This window comes from Paenibacillus sp. tmac-D7, assembly GCF_006519665.1.
Classification (GTDB): Bacteria; Bacillota; Bacilli; order Paenibacillales; family NBRC-103111; genus Paenibacillus_G; species Paenibacillus_G validus.
Genome location: NZ_VIDW01000004.1, coordinates 54,813 through 73,566, shown reverse-complemented (window position 1 = coordinate 73,566; position 18,754 = coordinate 54,813). Strand labels below are relative to the sequence as shown.

Below are 18,754 nucleotides of genomic sequence, written 5' to 3'. Positions count from 1 at the left end.
CCGGTCGTCAGCGCTTCAGACAGTAAGCTTTCATCGCGGTTCCGGCGTTATCGGAAGGTCGAATGAGACCGCTGAGCCTTGCAAAGCTCCTGCTTTCGTAGTTTACGAGGGCATGGATGCCCGGACGCAGGGGAAGTTGGGTGGTACCACGTGAGCGCGAGCTCTCGTCCCAAAGGGATGAGGGCTCTTTTTGTTGCACGGTCGGCCGCTTCGCCTGCAGCGCCGCCGCTTGAGAGCCTCTTGCCTGACGCCAATAGCGCAAGCAAGATGCGCGTTCTGCGGTAAAACCAAGCTTCCATCCGCAATTCCCATCACCAGAAGGAGGACGATTATTCATGACCGACAATACGAAGCCGAAAAGCTTCTACCTCACCACGCCGATCTATTACCCGAGCGACAAGCTCCACATCGGACACGCCTACTCGACCGTCGCAGGCGACGTAACGGCCCGTTACAAGCGTCTGCGCGGGTACAACGTCATGTACTTGACCGGCACCGACGAGCACGGTCAAAAAATCGAACGCAAAGCCCAGGAAGCGGGCAAAACGCCCCAGCAGTTCGTCGACGATATCGTCGCGGGCATTAAGGATCTATGGAAGAAGCTCGACATTTCGTACGACGATTTCATCCGCACGACCGAACCGCGCCATAAGCAGGCGGTCGAAAAAATTTTCACCCGGCTGATGGAGCAGGACGACATCTACCTCGGCCATTACGAAGGCTGGTACTGCACGCCGTGTGAATCGTTTTTCCTGGAGAACAAGCTTGTAGACGGCAATTGTCCGGACTGTGGGCGCCCGGTGGAATGGGTGAAGGAAGAAAGTTACTTTTTCCGCTTGAGCAAATATGCGGACCGCTTAATCGAGTTCTACGACGCGAACCCAGATTTCATTCAACCCGAGTCGCGCCGCAATGAGATGATCAACAACTTCATCAAGCCCGGTCTCGAAGACCTGGCCGTCTCCCGTACGACGTTCGACTGGGGAATCCGCGTGCCGGGCAACCCGAAGCACGTCATCTATGTGTGGATCGATGCGCTCTCGAACTACATCACGGCGCTCGGCTACGGCAGCGATGACGATAGCCGTTACCAAACCTACTGGCCGGCGGATGTGCACCTGATGAGCAAGGAGATCGTCCGCTTCCATACGATCATTTGGCCGATCATGCTGATGGCGCTGGACCAGCCGCTCCCGAAAAAAGTATTCAGCCACGGCTGGCTGCTGATGAAGGACGGCAAAATGTCCAAATCCAAAGGCAACGTGGTCGACCCGGTGACCCTGATCGACCGTTACGGTCTCGATGCGCTGCGTTATTACTTGATGCGCGAAGTGCCCTTCGGCTCCGACGGCACATTCACGCCGGAAAGCTTCGTTGAGCGCATTAACTTCGACCTCGCGAACGATCTGGGCAACCTGCTCAGCCGTACAGTCGTCATGATCGACAAGTATTTTAACGGCGTTGTGCAGCCTTACCTTCCGAATGCGACGGAGTTTGACGCCAGCCTGCTCGATACGCTTGAAACAACGGTGCATAAGGTGGAGGAGGCGATGGAGAAGCTCGAGTTCTCGTTAGCGCTCACCGCCATCTGGCAGCTGATCAGCCGAACGAATAAATATATCGACGAGACGCAGCCCTGGAACCTTGTCAAAGACGAGGAGAAGCGCCCGACGCTGGGCTCCGTGCTGTACGTGCTGGCGGAGAGCTTGCGCATTTCCTCCGTGCTGCTGCAGCCGTTCCTGACCCAGACGCCTCGTAAAATGTGGCAGCAGCTCGGTATCGAGGAGGGGGCGCTCACGGCCTGGGATACCGTCCACGCCTTCGGCACGCTGCCGTCCGGCACGCGCGTCCACAAAGGCGAAGTGATGTTCCCGCGTCTGGAGGCGGACAAGGAAATCGCCTTCATCGCCGAGTCGATGGGCGGGGGCAAAGCTGCAGCACCGGCCGAAACGGCGGCGCAGCCTGAACCTGCCGCGCCCGGACCGGACGATGCGGAGAAGACTCCCGAAATCGAGATCGACGATTTCTTCAAGGTCGAGCTCCGCGTCGCTCAAGTCATCGCCGCCGAGCCGGTGAAGAAAGCCGACAAGCTGCTGAAGCTGCAGCTCGACCTTGGCTATGAGCAGCGTCAGGTCGTCTCCGGCATCGCCAAATTTTACACGCCCGAACAAATGGTTGGCCGCAAAGTCATCTGCGTTGTCAACCTGAAGCCGGTTAAGCTGCGCGGCGAACTATCGCAAGGCATGATTTTGGCTGCCTCTCATGGCGACCAGCTTACCCTGGCGACCGTTGCGGAGGATCTGCCGAACGGTGCCATCGTCAAATAAGTATGAACCCTCTGCCAAACGCATGAATAATTGCGCAGGTAGAGGGTCTTTTTTTCTTGTTCGTAAAATCTACATTTAGCGTTGACATCCGGGGAAGCGGGTCGTATAATCACCATAGTTAATAAAAAATATTACGATTTACATGGCGGAGGTATATTATTCATGTTCCAGTACGTACGGACCCGGTCATTCCTTATTCCCCTGACATTGATTCTGCTCTTTTCCATGCTGACGGCCGCATGCGGTTCACCGCAGCCCAAGCTTGTTGACGGCAAAATAAACATCGTCACGAGCTTTTATCCGCTCTATGATTTCGCAAGCAAAATAGGCGGCGAGCATGTCAACGTCATCAATCTGGTGCCTGCGGGCGTCGAGCCGCACGATTGGTCGCCGAAGAGCCGCGATATGCAAAATTTGTCCAGCTCCGACCTGTTCTTATATTTAGGCGCAGGCTTCGAAGGCTGGGTTCACGATACGCTTGACAGTATGAAGAAGGACTCCAGGGTAACGGTCGTTGAGACGAGTCAGGGCATCCAGCTGCTGCCCGGTACCGAGGAAGAGGAGCACGGCCACGAAGACGAGCATGCGAAAGACGAGCAGGCGAAAGACGAACACGCTCACGGCTCGACCGATCCTCACGTCTGGCTGTCGCCGGTCAACGCCAAACAGATCGCGCTGAACATCAAGGAGGCGCTGGTGAAGGTCGATAGCGCGCATCAAGCCGACTACGAAGCTAATTTCAAGCGATTCGCGGACCAGCTTGACGAGCTTCACAATAAATACAAAACCCAGCTCGCCCAGCTGCCCAAGAAGGAAATCGTCGTTACGCACCATTCCTTCGGCTATTTGGCCAAAGAGTACGGACTTACGCAGAAGGCGCTTATGGGGCTGTCGCCGGACGCCGAACCGACGTCCAAGGACATCCAGCAAATGATGCAGTTCGTGAAAGACAATCAAGTGAAATACATTTTCTTCGAGGAGCTTGTGTCCGATAAACTGGCCAAGACGCTTGCCAAAGACGCCGGGGTTGAAACGCTGGTGCTCAATCCCCTCGAGGGGCTGACCGAAGAACAGGCGAAGCAGGGAGCCGATTATTTGTCCATTATGGAAAACAATTTGAATAATTTAATAAAAGCATTACAATAGAGGGGAGACCTTCCGCTTAAGGAGCTTTGCTTATGGATACGAATGCTCGTTCCGGATGTCATCAACAGATCGTCACGATCGATGACATCTTTTTTTCTTATGAGAACAAAACCGTCATCGACGGGCTCAGCTTTTCCGTGCTTGAACGCGATTTCGTCGGGCTGGTCGGCTCGAACGGCGCAGGCAAGACGACGCTGCTGAAAATGATCGTCGGCTTGCTGAAGCCGACCCGCGGCGAAATCAGGCTATTCGGCGAACCGGTCGGTTCGTTTCGCGACTGGGAGCGAATCGGTTACGTGCCGCAGAAGAATGCGCTTAACCCGCTGTTCCCGGCAACCGTGAGGGAAGTGGTCACATCCGGCTTGTTTAACAAGAAAAGCATGTTCCGCCGTTTAACCGCAGCCCAGCGCAGCAAATGCGACGATGCGCTGTATGCGATGCGCATTGAGGATTTAGCCGACCGACGCATCGGCCAGTTGTCCGGAGGCCAGCAGCAGCGGGTGTTTCTCGCCAGAGCGCTCGTCAATAACCCGGAGCTGCTCATTCTGGACGAGCCGACGGTCGGCATCGACGCCGAGACGCAGGGGGCCTTCTTCCGTATGATCCGGCATATGCATGAGCATCACCATATTACGTTCATCATGGTGTCCCACGACATGGATATGCTTCAGTCGTATATCGGCTCGGAGCCGAAGCAGCGGCGCGGCGGACTATCCTTTTATGTGAAACATACGCATGCGCCCGAGAACTGCGGGGAGACCGGTCTGGTCCATTCCATGCACCAGCTTCGCGAAACGGTGGAAGTATTGACGTAGCTTTGTCCGGAAGGCTATGCCACCGGTTCGAAAGCGGGAAATAGGAGAGAGCAACTTGGACATATTTACCGAATACTTTTTTCAACGTGCCCTGCTGGGCGGCTTGCTGATCGGCCTGGTCGCCCCGTTGATGGGCGTATTTCTAGTGCTGCGCCGTCTCTCGATGATCGGAGATACGCTGGCTCACGTGTCCATTGCGGGCGTGGCGCTCGGTTTTCTGATCAATGTATACCCGATCGGGGTTGGCCTGTTGTTCGCACTAATCGCTTCATTCGCGATCGAACGTCTGCGCAAAGCGTACAAGACCTATGCGGAGCTGTCCATCGCGATTATTATGTCCGGCGGCGTGGCGCTGGCGACGATGCTGTTTACGCTGGGCAAAGGGTTTAATATTAATGTAATGAGTTACTTCTTCGGCAGCATCTATACGCTGGACAACACCGATCTGTGGGTCGTTGGCGGCGTCGCAGTCATCGTGATTGCTTTTGTAGCCATCAATTATAAAGAGATGTTCCTGCTGTTTTTCGACGAGGACGCTGCCGGAGTCAGCGGACTGCCGCTGCGCTTTTATAACATCATGATTACGATGCTTACCGCGCTTGTCATTAGCGTGTCGATCAAAATCGTCGGCGCGCTGCTTGTTTCGTCGCTGCTGACGATTCCGGTCGCTTGCAGCCTGCTTGTGGCCCGCAGCTTTAAGCGTTCGATTTTTTGGTCGATATTGTTCGCGGAAGCGGCGGTATTGATCGGATTGATTAGCGCAGGCTTGTGGGACTTGGCGCCGGGTGCATCGGTCGTGCTCGTATTGATCGCGCTGCTCATCGGCATTTTATTCGTCAAACGGGGATTGCGCTCGTAGAAAGGAGACAAATATCGTGGAACTGAATGTATGGATCGCGCTTTGGGCCGGGCTGATCTCCTTCATCTCTCCCTGTGTGCTGCCGCTGTATCCTTCGTTCTTATCTTACATTACCGGCGTTTCCGTCGGTCAGCTGAAGGACGGTCAAAAGTCCAGCGAGATCCGGTTTAAGCTGGTTACGCATACGCTCAGCTTTGTCGTCGGTTTTTCCGTTATCTTTTACAGCCTGGGGCTTGGAGCGAACGCCGTGGCGACGGCTTTCTTCGATAACCGCGATTTACTCCGGCAGTTGTCGGCCATCTTCATCTTCGTCATGGGACTGTTCTTGCTTGGCATTTTCCGTCCGCAATGGCTGATGAGGGAGCGCAAGCTGCAAATCAAGACGAAACCGGCCGGTTACCTCGGATCGCTATTGATCGGCATAGGCTTCGCAGCCGGATGGTCGCCTTGTATCGGACCGATTTTGTCGGCGATGCTGGTGCTGGCCGCCAGCGAGCCGAATTCGTGGCTGCCGCTCATCACCGCCTATTCGCTTGGCTTTGCCATTCCGTTTATCGTCCTTGCTTTTTTCATCGGCTCGACGAAGTGGATACTCAAATATTCCGCGGTCATGATGAAAGTCGGAGGCAGCGTGATGCTGATCATTTCCGTACTGCTCTATACCGATCAAATGACGCGTATCACGATCTGGCTGCAGCGCATAACGCCCGCTTGGATCGGCTAATTTCCGCTCCCGCGTTCAGGTGAAATATTCGATCTTCGACTCGGGAAAATGAGTAAAGATACGTTCCGTAATAAACTCGCGCAGCGCATTAGCCTGTTCGTCCGGATATACGTACTTGCCTTGGCCCCAGCGGCCCCATTTGTATTTACGCTTCGCTTCGTCCATTTCCAGCTTCGTCTTCGGATAGCGACGTTCGATGACCGTTTTGGCGGTTTTCGTGAACCGGTGCTGAATCAGCTCAAAGGTTAAATTCGAGGTCGCTTCCCGGGGGAGCGCCTCTTTTAGTTGGTGCAGCAGCTCGGCGTACCCTTCCTCCCACCCTTCGTGCCAAATGATGGGGGCAATGATGAACCCGAGCGGATAGCCGGCCCTCGCCACTTTGGAGGCCGCGGCAATCCGCTCGTGGAAGCTGGACGTGGCCGGCTCAAAGTTTTTGATCACATAGTCGGCATTCACGCTGAAGCGGAAACGCGTATGGCCGTTGTGCTTGGCATCGAGCAGCGGTTCGACGTGGTGAAACTTCGTCACGAAGCGCAGACGTCCTAGCGGCTGTTTCCCCATAAACTCGATATATTCCTTGAGCGATCCGGAAATATGCTCCAGGCCGACGGGATCGGACGTACAGGCCGCTTCGAAACGGGTGATTTCAGGAGCCCGCTCTTCGATGTATGTTTGGGCTTGCGCCAAAATATCATCAGTATTAACATAGACGCGAATATAAGGCTTCGCTCCGAGCGTCGTTTGCAAATAACAGTAATGGCAATGGGCCATACAGCCGGTAGCCACCGGTATGGCGTACTCGGCGGAAGGCTTGGAAGTGTCAAACTTCAGTGTCTTGCGGATCCCGACCACGAGCGTCCGCTTGGCGATCCGATACTTCTCGAGTTCGCTGTCGCCGGGTAAATTCGTAATCCGGTTGTGCGACGTCGTCATCCGAATCGGCAAGCCTTCGCGCGTTGCCCATTCATGGATACGTTGCCCCTTCGGGTACTCCAGTGCATCCGGCTCGAAATAAACGAGTTCCGGCACGAATACTTGCGTTTGCCGGATCGGAGGGGCGAGCAGCTCGGTCGACATACATTTCCTCCTTTGGAGTAGTAGACTTGCCTATGACATTAAGCTTATGATATAGTTAGTAACGCTAATTCGACCTTGTTAGATTGCATCAGGTTCAGCTTTTCGACTCGTGGTAATTTGATGGGTCACATCTCGTCATGGGAATACAGGAGGAACGCGCATGGCAACGCCGAGTATGGAAGATTATTTGGAGAAAATATACAAATTGATCGATGAGAAAGGCTACGCGCGCGTGTCTGACATTGCCGAAGGTCTCGAAGTTCATCCATCTTCAGTAACAAAGATGATTCAGAAGCTGGATAAAGATAACTACTTGATTTATGAGAAATACCGCGGGTTGGTTCTGACGACCAAGGGACAGAAGGTCGGTAAACGGCTTGTCGACCGCCATCAGCTGCTCGAGCAATTTTTGACGACAATCGGCGTTTCGGAGGATAACATATATAAAGATGTGGAAGGGATCGAGCACCATTTAAGCTGGGATTCGATTACATGCATCGAGGCGCTCGTGGAATATTTCAGGCGGGACACTTCGCGCGGCGAAGATTTGATCAAGCTGAAGACGGAGTTGGAAGAATCGTAACTCGGGCATCTGCCTGTTCGTCATCATTTTAGAAGCTTAGGCCTTCGGGTTTAAGCTTTTTTGTATTTTCGCAACAAAAAGAGCATATGTACAATCCTTTCCCTCATACATAGACTGTGAGACCCACGGTAGCGCTTAATGGGAAGAGGGGATGCCGGTGTGAACATCAATGCGGTTTTCCAGGGCGGAGGCGTCAAAGGTATTGCGTTGGCCGGTGCCGTATCAGCCATCGAGCGGCTAGGCTACGGCATTCACCAGGTGGCGGGGACTTCCTCGGGAGCCATCGTCGCTTCGCTGGTTGCGGCGGGTTATCGGGCGGATGAAATGAGAACTATTATTGAAGGAACGCCGTTTACGGAGTTTTTGCAGCGCGCGCCTATATTCAATACCAAAGTGATCGGGCCTTTATCCAGACTTTTTCTCAAAAAAGGACTGTACTCCGGCGAAGCGCTGGAGCATTGGATTTATCAGCTGCTGCTGGCCAAGGGTATTCGGACGTTCGGCGATCTGAAATCGAATCAATTGCGGATTGTCGCTTCGGATATATCCGGGCGGAAGCTGCTCGTACTGCCGGACGACATTGCGCAGTATGGGGTCGATCCGAAGCGGTTTCTCATCGCGAAAGCGGTGCGGATGAGTACGAGTATCCCTTATTTCTTCGATCCCGTTGTGATCCGCAAGAAAACAAACTTGCCTCGCAAGCGAGGAGAGAAGTTTGCGGATCAATTCGTTTACATCGTCGACGGCGGACTGCTTAGCAACTTTCCGTTATGGTTGTTCGACAACGACGACCCAACGAAGGTGGATAGTCTCACGCCGACGATCGGATTTCAGCTGGTAGGCCGCGGCACGGGAAAGCCCAATACGATTTTCGGTCCCGTCTCGATGCTGCGGGCGTTATTCTCGACGATGCTGGATGCGCATGACGACTATTACATTCAAGAGCATAACCGCTTTCGTTCCGTCAAAATTCCGACGCATGGCATTGGTGTCACCGATTTCGATTTGACGCCCGAGCAAAGCGTGGAGCTGTTCGAATCAGGGATGAAATCGACGATGGCTTTCTTCGGGAAGTGGAAGTTTACCGATTATAAGCATCATTACTTGACGCATGTGTGCCGGGTCACGCCCAAGCCGGAAGAACCCCCCCAGAAGAAAAGTTTAACGTAAAATGAGAACAGCCGGCCCTCAAGGCCGGCTGATCTTATTAATGATATTTCGGAGGTTCGTCGTCGTTGCTGTCCTTACTGCCGGGAATGACACGGAAGTTGGCTTTCTTTCGTTTGCCCCGCTGGAATCGACCGGTCGGCGCCGAGCGATTCGGCCGTTTCCAGGTATTCGGCGGATATCTATACAGGAAGAAGATAACGCCGAATACGAGTACAGGCAGCAGCACGGCTCCCGGATTAGAAAATACGGTGGCCAAGATGCCGATCGCCAGCAAGCCGAAGAGAATGTAAGCTATCGTGTTATTTCGATTTCTCATGTGAGGAGCCCCCTTTACAGAATCGAAGTTATTGATTTTGCATCTGCCGGTCGATTTCCCGCATGCGGTTGAAGGAAGCGATGGACACTTCCACCTGCGAATCGTCAGGTTCTTTCGTAGTCAGCAGCTGCAGCCATAGCCCCGGATACCCGAGATAGCGAAGCACAGGCACTTCTCTTAAGTTGTTCGTAAACCGCAGCGCTTCATACGAAACGCCGATAACGACCGGCAGCAGCACGATCCGCTGCACGATACGTTCGATGAACGAGTTATATTCGAAGAACGAGTAGATCACAACGCCAATCAGCACCGTGAAGACGATAAAGCTGCTGCCGCAGCGATAATGCAGCGTATTGAACTGCTGCACGTTCTTCACGGTCAGCTCGACGCCGGCTTCATAAGCGCTGATCACCTTATGCTCGGCGCCATGGTATTGGAACAATCGTTTGATCATCGGGGTGAGCGATATGGCGTAAATATAGCCGACGAGCAGAACGATTTTGATTAAGCCTTCAATTAAATTGTGGCCGATTTGATTCTCGAACATGTTTCCGAATACCACTTGCTCGACCGCCGTGGGAACGAGGGTAAAGACGAATTTTCCGAACAAGAACGATAAGATTCCGATGAATGCGACGCCGAGGTACATCGATATTTTGGCCGCGACGGATTCTTTCTTTTCTTGCTTCGCGTCGCTATCCTCTTCCGCAAACACTTCAGCGGCAAAATTCAAATGCTGGGCGCCCTTCGCGCTCGCTTCCACGATCCCGACGATACCGCGGATAAAAGGGATTTTTTTGAGCGTTTGCACCCAGGGTATTTCTTTTTTCGGCACTTCCAAATACTGAATGGTCTGGTCTTTACGTCTAACGGCGGTCACATGGACCTTCTGACCGGCAAACATGACACCTTCAATGACGGCTTGTCCGCCGTATATCGCTTGTTGCTGATTGTTCGACACAACGATGCACCTACTTTTTGGAATGAATGGTTAGCGATGAGGATACCGTGTATTTATTGTAACGAATCGGCGCGCATAATGCTACTTGTTTATCGGCCGCAGTTTTGGTCATACTAGGCATGATCGGAAATGGAGGAGGGACGAAGCTTATGCAGCAGCAACAACGTCATGAACAAGCCAAGACAAATAAATGGACGTTCGCGTTCTATATCGGGTTATTCGCCGGCCTGATCTGGGGCGGATTGAAAATTATTGAACATTATTTTCATTTCACCTCGCTGTCGCCCGGATTTTTATTGGAGCCGTTTTTCTTGCATTCCTTTCTGTCCTCCTGGCCGGGATATTTACTCGGTTGGGGCGCCTTTATTGTGATGTCCGTCGCCGCCGCTTTATTATATGCCCTCATTCTGGCAAAAGCACGAGGCTCCTGGTTCGGTCTCTTTTACGGCGCCGCATGGTGGGCGGCCATCTTTATGTTCATCGGACCGGTCACGGGAATGATGCCGTGGATGATCCGTATGGATTTGAATACGATCTTGACCGACGCTTGCCTGTTCTTGATTTGGGGATTGTTCATCGGATACTCGATTTCCTTCGAATTTACGGATGAGCGAAGCCGCGAGCCCTACCGTAAAAAGCCGGGAACACCGGAGGCTGTGTAAAAAAAAGTTCTCAAACCGATGAAACATATGGTAAAATAGCAAAGGTTGTGCTGTTTTTCACGGTAAGGAGGACATTCGGTGAAACAAATTTTGTTGTTGAACGGGCCGAATTTGAACATGCTCGGTGTTCGTGAGCCGGGTGTTTACGGAACGCTAACGCTGCAAACAATCGTAGAGAAGCTGGGCAAAGTGGCCGGTGCTTTAGGTGTCGGACTTGAGAGCTTCCAATCGAACCACGAAGGCGAATTGATCGACCGCATACATAGCGCTTACGGCACGAAGGATGGCATTCTTATTAATCCGGGCGCTTTCACCCATTATAGCTACGCGCTGCGCGATGCGATCAGTACGGTAGCGATTCCGACCGTTGAAGTTCATCTCTCGAATATTCATAAAAGGGAATCGTTTCGACACGTTTCGGTGCTGGCTCCGGTCGCTCTCGGACAGATCGCCGGTTTTGGCGCGGACAGCTACGAGCTCGGCTTGCGAGCGCTCGTTCTACATTTTGAACGTTCGGAGGGATAACGATGCAGCAGCAGCGAATAAACCGGCTTCGGTCGATCATGGAACAGCAAGGGCTGCAAGCTTTGCTGATTACGAACGCCACGAACCGGATGTACATGACCGGGTTTACCGGATCGGCCGGCTATGTGCTGATCACAGGCCAGCGGGCGGTGCTGTTAACGGATTTCCGTTACATGACGCAGGCCCCGCAGCAAGCGATAGGCTACGAAGTGGTGGAGCACGCTCCGAACCCGATGGTAACGATTCTGGACATATTGACGGGCGCAGGGCTCCGCAAGCTCGGGTTCGAGCAGCAGGATCTGACTTACGCCTCCTACGTTTCGTACGGCAAAGCACTGAACGGCATCGACCTGGTTCCTACGGATAAGCTCGTCGAAACGCTGCGCTTGATCAAGGACGACACGGAAATCGCAATTATGCAAGCGGCGGCTGATCTGGCGGATCGCACGTTCTCCCATATCTTAGGCTTATTGAAGCCGGGGTTGAAGGAGAAGGACATCGCGCTCGAGATCGAGATGTTCGTACGCAAGCACGGAGCGGCTTCGACTTCGTTCGAAACGATCGTCGCATCGGGCGAACGTTCCGCACTGCCGCACGGTAAAGCAAGCGACCGGGTCATCGGCACCGACGAATTTGTCAAGCTCGATTTCGGCGCGTACTATCAAGGATATTGCTCCGACATTACGCGTACCGTCGTACTCGGTAAGCCTGCGGACAAGCACCGTGAGATCTACGGTATTGTGCTGGAAGCGCAGCTTGAAGCGTTGAGCCGCATTCGTCCGGGCATGACCGGACGGGAAGCGGATGCCGTCGCCCGCGACGTCATCAAGCGGCACGGCTACGGCGATTTCTTCGGACACGGCACCGGCCACGGGCTCGGGATGGAAATTCACGAAGCGCCGCGGCTCTCCGTACAGGGAGATATCGTGCTGGAGCCGGGGATGGTTGTAACGGTCGAGCCTGGCATTTATTTACCCGGCTTCGGCGGAGTACGCATTGAAGACGACATCGTCATTACAGAGAACGGTAACCGCAGGTTGACGCAATCAAGCAAAGACTTGATTGTGATTCCATAAAGCTTACACCTGGTAGCGGCGGTACGCCGTCTGCTCACATTTTTAGGGAGGTTTTTTAAAGTGATTTCAGTTAACGATTTTAAAACAGGCTTAACCATTGAAGTGGACCACGATTTGTTCACGGTTATCGATTTCCAGCACGTAAAACCGGGTAAAGGCGCGGCCTTCGTCCGTTCCAAGCTGAAAAACCTGCGCAACGGCAACACCGTCGAGCGTACATTCCGCGCCGGCGAGAACGTTAGCCGCGCTCATATTGAGAACCGCCAGATGCAGTACCTGTATGCGAGCGGTAAAGAGCATACGTTCATGGACACGGAAACGTTCGACCAAATCAACCTCGATCAAAAGCAAATCGAATGGGAATTGAATTTCCTTAAAGAAAACATGATGATCAACATCTTGAGCTATCAAGGCGAGATCCTGGGGATCAACCTGCCGAACAGCGTCGAGCTGAAAGTCGTCGAAACCGAGCCGGGCATCAAAGGCAACACTGCGCAAGGCGCGACCAAAAACGCCAAAGTCGAAACCGGCCTCAACGTTCAAGTGCCGCTCTTCATTAATGAAGGCGATGTGCTGCTGATCGATACTCGCGAAGGTCAATATATTTCGCGGGCGTAAAGACGTCCTTCCCACGCCTAAAGAACCGTACCCTCTATATCGGGGTACGGTTCTTGGCGTTATTTGGAGCTGTTCATGAACTTGACAACAGGCCATTTTTCTTTGCGCAGCACCTCCATGAATTCAGGTCCAACATGCAAGGTATCCTGTACAAGCTCGTGCGGGGTTAGCGCCATCCACTGGTTCAAGGAAATATCGGCGAAGCGGTCGCTCTTGAACATCTCTAGAAACCAGAGCGTCCGGTCGCCGGTATTTTGAATGTAATGCCCGCAGGCAAACGGCACGTAGCCGACGTCTCCGGCTCTGTAGTTGAAGGTGCGGGCCGTGCCGTCGGCCGCGAATACCGTCATTCGTCCCTTGCCCGATAGATAATATTGCCATTCGTCGTTGTTCGGGTGCCAGTGCATCTCTCGCATCCCGCCCGGCTCGATTTCCACCAGCGCTCCGGCAATGGTAATCGAGATGGGGAAGTTGGAGGAATCTACGATACGCACCGTACCGCCGGGAGTGCGAATCGGTTCCTGAGCGAGCAGCCGGTGTTTGAAGCTTTTCGGCACAGTGCCGTACGGATCCGCGACCTTTTGGGTTTCAAGCGCACCGGGCACCTTGCTCTGAAACAAATATCGCTGCTTCGACGGGATATGGGAAAAGGCGCTTTCCGGCACGCCGAAGTTCGCAGCCAGTACGTCCTTCGGCGTGTGAGCGAACCAGTCGGAGATGGTGAAGGTATCATTCTCGGAAAAACGGCCGTCGTCGAAGACCAGCAGAAACTCGCAGCCTTCCTCCAAGCCTTGAATCGAATGCGGGATGCCGGGTGGAAAATACCACAGGTCGCCTACGCCCATATCATCGATAAAGTTTCGCCCGTCCTGATCAACTGCAGTAATGCGCGCCCGGCCGCTGATCATGAAAGCCCACTCCGCTTGTTTGTGCCAGTGTAACTCCCGTACGCCGCCCGGCGTCAGCCGCATATTCACACCGGAAAGCGTAGTCGCGACCGGCAGCTCTCTTACCGTCACCTCCCGCGCCCAGCCGCCGTGCTCTAAGCGCATATGGGTGTCGGAGAATGAAAACTTCAGATTGGGGACCGTACCGGAGTCAGTAGCCGGTGGAACCAACATATCGGGATTCTCAAGATCCCGCATGACGTCACGCGGACCGGTATCGGTTGCGCCTGCACCGTCATCCCTTATGGGCTGCGGTATATGCAGCGGCGCTGCATGATCCGGAGGAAGTCTATCCATCAAACATGCTCCTTTGTATTTTAATAAAAAAATGAGGGTCATCATTTATTTTATTAGTTTATGAAGCATATCCGCGTGTATGCCAGTTGACCTTGTGCGGCAAACCAATCCGTGTCTGTCCTGCAGGCTACAGCAGCGGAGCAAGCAGGCGCGCCGCTTGCTCCAGCGTTCGGCGCGGAAGGGAACGCTGAACCAAATCTTCGATGCGCAGCTGTACGGAATCAAGGAGATCGCGCTCGAATTGCTCGGTAAGTTCACGCGCCACGCCGACACTGTACAAGATTTCGCATACCTCGTAATCAAGGCGGAAACTTCTCAGATCATAATTGGCGGCGCCGACTTCGGCAATTTCGCCATCGATGATCATCACCTTCGCGTGCAGCATCCCTTTGTCGTATTGGTAAATATGAACCCCGGCTTCCAACAATTCTCCGTAGTAAGTGAGGCTTGCAAGATCAACGATTTTTTGATCCGATTGGCGGGGAACCAGCATTCTTACCCGTACTCCACGCGCCGCGGCTGTCTTGATGGCCATCATAATATCTGCATCGGGCACAAAATAGGGGGTTGTGATATCAAGTGTCCGGTCCGCTTGGGTCAGACAAATGAAGTACGCTTCCCGGATAACTGGAGTAGGAATTCCGGGGTTGCCTTCCAGCGTCTGCACGTAAGCTTCATGCAGCGCTTCTTTCTGCTGACCGGTGTCAGTACCGCTGCCAGCTGTGGTGCCAGGTTCGACGCTCCATTCGGTCAACCAGCCGGAAATTGCGGCCCTGCCGGAAGGGTCGATATTTTTCGAAAATGGACTTGGCTGCTGAATGGGCTTACGTGTAGGCGCAATGTTGGCGTTCGAACGTGTCTTCGTCCGGCTCTGTTCCGGAGAAGCGATCCCCCAGTGGGAATCGAAAACGGCCAGTAAGTCCACGGCAGCCTCACCTGCGATGAACAGATGGGTGTCGCGCCAGAACCCTACGTTTGGCTTCAACCCGGTATACTCATACCCGACATTGATACCGCCTGTAAAGGCTTCCGCTCCGTCAATGACAACGATCTTGCAATGATCCCGGTAATTCCAATTGGACAGTACCCATGGGAAGCGCATCGGAAAAAACGTGCGGCACTCAATCCCCGCATCCATCATTCGAAGAATTTGAGCCCGCGGAAATTTCCGGCTTCCCCAACCGTCTCGAATAAAGCGGACCCGCACGCCGGCTGCGGACCGTTCGATCAGCAGGTCGGTGATGCGCCTGCCTATCTGATCATCGCGGTATATGAAATACTCGATATCAATTGTTCTTTGTACGTTCTGTAAGGATTCGATAAGTTTCTCATAGGTTTCGATGCCGTTAATCAGCACCTGAACACGGCCGGTCCGAAGCCCATGCACGGTCAAATGGCGTAAAGCATGGGCGATAGCCGAGGCTGAGCGGCTAAATGAACCAGGCAGCGTGTCCGTCTCATTATGCGGAGAGGTCAGTCTTTCTCCACGTATACGCACAGGATTGGATGTGCAGAGATACAGTCCAAATCCGATGACAGGTATAATAAGACTGATGGTTAGCCAGAACAAAGCCTTGGCCGGCTTGCGTGCTTCGCGTACCGCAACGATTAACATCAAGAGTGTATTTATGAGATACAGCCCCAAAATAAACACCAAGCGAATCCCTCCTTTATCTATATAAGCTGTGCGAATTGCAATGAGTATATACAAAATTTACTGCGGCAGACCGTCTCTCCAAGGTACTAGAACAATATAGTACTATCCAACAAGGAAAAACGCTTTAAAATAGGGGATAAGCAAAAAAGTTGAAGTTCGCATGCTTCAAAAGTAAACGCGAGGGATGAGTTCACTTGGAAACTATGGAACGCTTATCCACTTTAAAAAAGCATGAAACTGACTGTTACAGCATCTGCTATTATCTCTTACAATGTGAACAGACAGCTTTGGAAGCAGCCCAAAAGGCGCTGTGCAACCTGATAAAGTGCGATTTATTTTTTGTTGCCGATGCCCATACGGTACGTGAGCTGCTTCGCAAAGAGTCCATCCAATCCTCCCTTCAAATAAAAAAGAACACTCATCTGACCTAGCCGAAAACAAAAAAGTCCTTGAAGATGACCCGAGCGATGAATGTCGCTCGGGTTTTTCGTTTCATACGATTCATATGAATACGGCGGAAAATTGACTCTTGAATCCGCATAATTGTCTGCATATTGTAAATCGAAAATTGTTTATGATTAGTTCATAAGAAAAACCAAGGAGTGATGGGGGAAGAGCGGTAGCGGGTTGAATCCCAACAAAATGAAAGCGTTTAACTAAAGGAGGCATGTGAAAATGGCAATTAACAAGCTCAAGCCAGAAGCGCATTCGGAGATTGAAGATCTGCTTGCCAGAGCGGAAGCGATCGGCAAGCTTGCCGAAGCCGAGGCCGTAGAAGCCGACAAGAATGCACGATTCTCCGAACGAGTGGCCCAAGCCATCGAGGAGGCCGGGTTCCACAAGCTGATGCGTCCCAAAAAATACGGCGGACTGCAGGTAGACTTGGGGACGTACGTTGACATCGTCCGCACGGTGGCAAGGCACAGCGTTGCTGCCGGTTGGCTCGTCTATTTCTACTCCATGCACGAATTGTGGGTGGCTTATCTGCCAACGAAGGGCAGCGACGAAATATTCAAGAAGGGCGGACTGCTCGCCGACGTTGTCGCTCCGATCGGCCGTGTGGAGAAGGAGGGGGACGGTTATCGTCTCTACGGGCATTGGAATTTCTGCAGCGGAGTTCTGTGGAGCGATTGGGTCGGGCTTGGCGCTCTCGTGGAGCTGCCGGACGGTCAAGGCCCTGAATATTGCTTGATGGCGGTGCCGAAGTCCGACTTCAAGATCGTGGAAAACTGGGATACGATCGGACTTCGCGCTTCGGGAAGCAACGGGGTAGTCGTAGACGGCGCCTTTGTGCCGCTGCATCGGGTCTTCCCTGCAGGTCGCGCGCTGGCCACGGGGCTGCCTGCGGGAAAAGACTACGACCCGAACGATCCCGTTTACCGCATGCCGTTCATGCCCCTCTTCCTGCTAGGTTTTCTTCCGGTCGTATTGGGCGGCGTCGATAAAATCGTGTCGTTGTTCCAGGAGCGCACGGAGAAACGCGTCCGCGTGTTCAAAATGGGGGCCAAGGAAAAGGAAGCTGCCAGCAGCCAGCGCGTGATGGCCGAGATGAAAATACAGCTTCATGCGTTGGAAGGCGTCGTTAACTGTTATGTCGACCAGCTGAATGAATGGCAGCAGGAAGGTAAAATCGCCGTAAGCGACGAGGAACGTGAGCGGTTGTTCGCCATGCGGGGTTATGTTGCGAGATCTTCGGCCGAACTTGCTTTGAAAGCGCTGTTAACGCTTGGCGGCACTTCCATCTTTAAAGGAGACCCAGTGGAATTGGTTGTGCGGGATCTTATCGCGGCGGCATCTCACCCGAACCAATTGTACGAGGATTCCATGGCCGCTTACGGACGGACGATGTTCGGTATGCCGGGCGACCCGGTATGGTAAGAAGCGGTAATGACCTTCCGCGATAAGGGGGTGGTGTGCCGGACGCATTCCACGTGGTTCAATCCTAATGTTAAGGAAGTTAGCGAAATCCTCAATACGACAAAGAAAAAATCAGGGAGGGTATCAAAATGGAAAAAGAACCGATTTTTGATGTGGCTCAGCTTGCACACGTAGAGATTTATTCCCCGAAACCGGATGAAACGTTGTGGTTTTTTAAAGAGCTGTTAGGCATGGAGGAGACCGGCAGAAGAGGACAGTCCGTATATCTGAGAGGGTATGAAGATTTCTACCACCATACACTGAAGGTGACGGAAGCGAAGGAAGCGGGATTGGGTCACGTCGCTTGGCGTACGTCTTCCAAGCAGGCTCTGGAACGTCGTGTCAACGCCGTGAAGGAGACCGGTCTTGGCAAAGGATGGTTTGACGACGAAGACGGTCACGGGGCTGCGTATCAGTTCACGACCCCGGACGGACATAAGATGGAACTGCTGTGGGAGGTCGAATACTACCAGGCGCCGGAAGAGAAGAAGACCCCCTTGTTGAACCGTCCGCAGAAGCGTCCGACGCGCGGAGTTCCGGTTCGCCGACTGGATCATGTAAACTTGATGGCAAGCGAAATGAAGCCCAATGTCGACTTTATGATGAATCAGCTTGGCTTTAATCTGCGTGAGCACGTTAGATTAAATAATGGAACGGATGCAGCGGCATGGCTTAGCGTAAGTCCGCTCGTTCATGAGATTGCGATGATGGGCGATCCGCTGGGCGGGAAGGCCCGCATGCATCACATTTGCTACTGGTATGGATATCCGCAGCACCTGTCGGACATTTCCGATATTTTCACAGAGAACGGTATTATATTTGACGCAGGCCCAGGCAAGCATGGGATTAGCCAAGCCAACTTCTTGTACGTATTCGAGCCGGGAGGCAACCGCGTCGAGTTGTTTGGAGATGCAGGGTATTTGATTTTTGATCCGGCCTGGAAGCCGGTTACCTGGAAGGAAGAGGATCTTGAGAAAGGCATCATCTGGTATGGTTCTCCGCTGCCTCAAGAATTCTTTATGTACGGCACCCCGGTTATCGATCATAAAAAGGCTGCCAATATAGGCTAATCGTCCG

Annotated in this window: 19 protein-coding genes; 14 read left to right on the top strand and 5 right to left on the bottom strand. The window is 53.1% G+C overall.

What is annotated here, in order from left to right:
- Positions 1 to 335: 335 nt before the first annotated feature.
- From metG to FKP33_RS04280, 5 genes are all read left to right on the top strand, one after another.
- Positions 336 to 2,327, top strand: coding sequence for a methionine--tRNA ligase (metG, locus tag FKP33_RS04300; RefSeq protein ID WP_141334006.1), 1,992 nt, complete (start codon positions 336 to 338; stop codon positions 2,325 to 2,327).
- 162 nt (positions 2,328 to 2,489) lie between these two features.
- Positions 2,490 to 3,473: a metal ABC transporter substrate-binding protein gene (locus FKP33_RS04295; RefSeq protein ID WP_141334005.1), complete on the top strand. Its 984-nt coding sequence runs from the start codon at positions 2,490 to 2,492 to the stop codon at positions 3,471 to 3,473.
- 32 nt (positions 3,474 to 3,505) lie between these two features.
- On the top strand, positions 3,506 to 4,288 hold the full coding sequence (locus FKP33_RS04290; protein ID WP_141334004.1) for a metal ABC transporter ATP-binding protein: 783 nt from the start codon (positions 3,506 to 3,508) through the stop codon (positions 4,286 to 4,288).
- A 55-nt stretch (positions 4,289 to 4,343) separates the two neighbouring features.
- The gene (locus FKP33_RS04285) at positions 4,344 to 5,147 is read left to right on the top strand and encodes a metal ABC transporter permease (RefSeq protein ID WP_127605546.1); all 804 of its coding nucleotides are present in this window, start codon (positions 4,344 to 4,346) and stop codon (positions 5,145 to 5,147) included.
- 13 nt (positions 5,148 to 5,160) lie between these two features.
- Positions 5,161 to 5,871: a cytochrome c biogenesis CcdA family protein gene (locus FKP33_RS04280; RefSeq protein ID WP_164751736.1), complete on the top strand. Its 711-nt coding sequence runs from the start codon at positions 5,161 to 5,163 to the stop codon at positions 5,869 to 5,871.
- 15 nt (positions 5,872 to 5,886) lie between these two features.
- On the opposite strand, the gene splB is transcribed toward FKP33_RS04280, so the two are convergent.
- Positions 5,887 to 6,948 carry a spore photoproduct lyase gene (splB, locus tag FKP33_RS04275; protein ID WP_141334003.1) on the bottom strand — a complete coding sequence of 354 codons (1,062 nt, stop codon included), beginning with the start codon at positions 6,946 to 6,948 and terminating at the stop codon, positions 5,887 to 5,889.
- A 160-nt stretch (positions 6,949 to 7,108) separates the two neighbouring features.
- Between splB and mntR the strand changes: the two genes are divergently transcribed.
- Together mntR and FKP33_RS04265 are read left to right on the top strand one after the other, a co-directional pair.
- The gene (gene mntR / locus FKP33_RS04270; RefSeq protein WP_054795222.1) at positions 7,109 to 7,531 is read left to right on the top strand and encodes a transcriptional regulator MntR; all 423 of its coding nucleotides are present in this window, start codon (positions 7,109 to 7,111) and stop codon (positions 7,529 to 7,531) included.
- Between the two features lie 159 nt (positions 7,532 to 7,690).
- Positions 7,691 to 8,701, top strand: a complete 1,011-nt coding sequence (locus tag FKP33_RS04265) for a patatin-like phospholipase family protein (protein ID WP_141334002.1) — start codon at positions 7,691 to 7,693, stop codon at positions 8,699 to 8,701.
- A 37-nt stretch (positions 8,702 to 8,738) separates the two neighbouring features.
- On the opposite strand, the gene FKP33_RS04260 is transcribed toward FKP33_RS04265, so the two are convergent.
- Both FKP33_RS04260 and FKP33_RS04255 read right to left on the bottom strand, forming a co-directional pair.
- Positions 8,739 to 9,017 (bottom strand): hypothetical protein, encoded by a 279-nt coding sequence (locus tag FKP33_RS04260; RefSeq protein WP_054795221.1) that lies wholly within the window; start codon positions 9,015 to 9,017, stop codon positions 8,739 to 8,741.
- 28 nt (positions 9,018 to 9,045) lie between these two features.
- Positions 9,046 to 9,921, bottom strand: a complete 876-nt coding sequence (locus FKP33_RS04255; RefSeq protein ID WP_373423831.1) for a DUF1385 domain-containing protein — start codon at positions 9,919 to 9,921, stop codon at positions 9,046 to 9,048.
- A 206-nt stretch (positions 9,922 to 10,127) separates the two neighbouring features.
- Here FKP33_RS04255 and FKP33_RS04250 point away from each other — a divergent pair, with 206 nt between their 5' ends.
- The 4 genes from FKP33_RS04250 (at position 10,128) to efp (ending at position 12,859) form a co-directional block, all read left to right on the top strand.
- A complete protein-coding gene (locus FKP33_RS04250; protein ID WP_141334000.1) occupies positions 10,128 to 10,640 on the top strand; it encodes a YqhR family membrane protein in 513 nt (170 codons plus the stop codon).
- A 78-nt stretch (positions 10,641 to 10,718) separates the two neighbouring features.
- Positions 10,719 to 11,165, top strand: a complete 447-nt coding sequence (aroQ, locus tag FKP33_RS04245) for a type II 3-dehydroquinate dehydratase (protein ID WP_054795219.1) — start codon at positions 10,719 to 10,721, stop codon at positions 11,163 to 11,165.
- A gap of 2 nt (positions 11,166 to 11,167) precedes the next feature.
- The gene (locus FKP33_RS04240; RefSeq protein WP_054795218.1) at positions 11,168 to 12,241 is read left to right on the top strand and encodes a M24 family metallopeptidase; all 1,074 of its coding nucleotides are present in this window, start codon (positions 11,168 to 11,170) and stop codon (positions 12,239 to 12,241) included.
- Positions 12,242 to 12,301: 60 nt separating this feature from the next.
- A complete protein-coding gene (efp, locus tag FKP33_RS04235; RefSeq protein WP_054795217.1) occupies positions 12,302 to 12,859 on the top strand; it encodes an elongation factor P in 558 nt (185 codons plus the stop codon).
- A 59-nt stretch (positions 12,860 to 12,918) separates the two neighbouring features.
- On the opposite strand, the gene FKP33_RS04230 is transcribed toward efp, so the two are convergent.
- The gene (locus FKP33_RS04230) at positions 12,919 to 14,103 is read right to left on the bottom strand and encodes an oxalate decarboxylase family bicupin (RefSeq protein WP_141333999.1); all 1,185 of its coding nucleotides are present in this window, start codon (positions 14,101 to 14,103) and stop codon (positions 12,919 to 12,921) included.
- A 127-nt stretch (positions 14,104 to 14,230) separates the two neighbouring features.
- A complete protein-coding gene (locus tag FKP33_RS04225) occupies positions 14,231 to 15,718 on the bottom strand; it encodes a phospholipase D-like domain-containing protein (protein WP_373423830.1) in 1,488 nt (495 codons plus the stop codon).
- A gap of 236 nt (positions 15,719 to 15,954) precedes the next feature.
- Here FKP33_RS04225 and FKP33_RS04220 point away from each other — a divergent pair, with 236 nt between their 5' ends.
- The 3 genes from FKP33_RS04220 (at position 15,955) to FKP33_RS04210 (ending at position 18,747) form a co-directional block, all read left to right on the top strand.
- Complete coding sequence (locus tag FKP33_RS04220) at positions 15,955 to 16,191, top strand: hypothetical protein (protein WP_141333997.1); 237 nt, start codon at positions 15,955 to 15,957, stop codon at positions 16,189 to 16,191.
- A gap of 244 nt (positions 16,192 to 16,435) precedes the next feature.
- The gene (locus FKP33_RS04215) at positions 16,436 to 17,638 is read left to right on the top strand and encodes an acyl-CoA dehydrogenase family protein (RefSeq protein WP_127605530.1); all 1,203 of its coding nucleotides are present in this window, start codon (positions 16,436 to 16,438) and stop codon (positions 17,636 to 17,638) included.
- 128 nt (positions 17,639 to 17,766) lie between these two features.
- Entirely contained in the window at positions 17,767 to 18,747 is a 981-nt protein-coding gene (locus FKP33_RS04210) for a catechol 2,3-dioxygenase (protein ID WP_141333996.1), read from the top strand.
- Positions 18,748 to 18,754 lie beyond the last annotated feature (7 nt).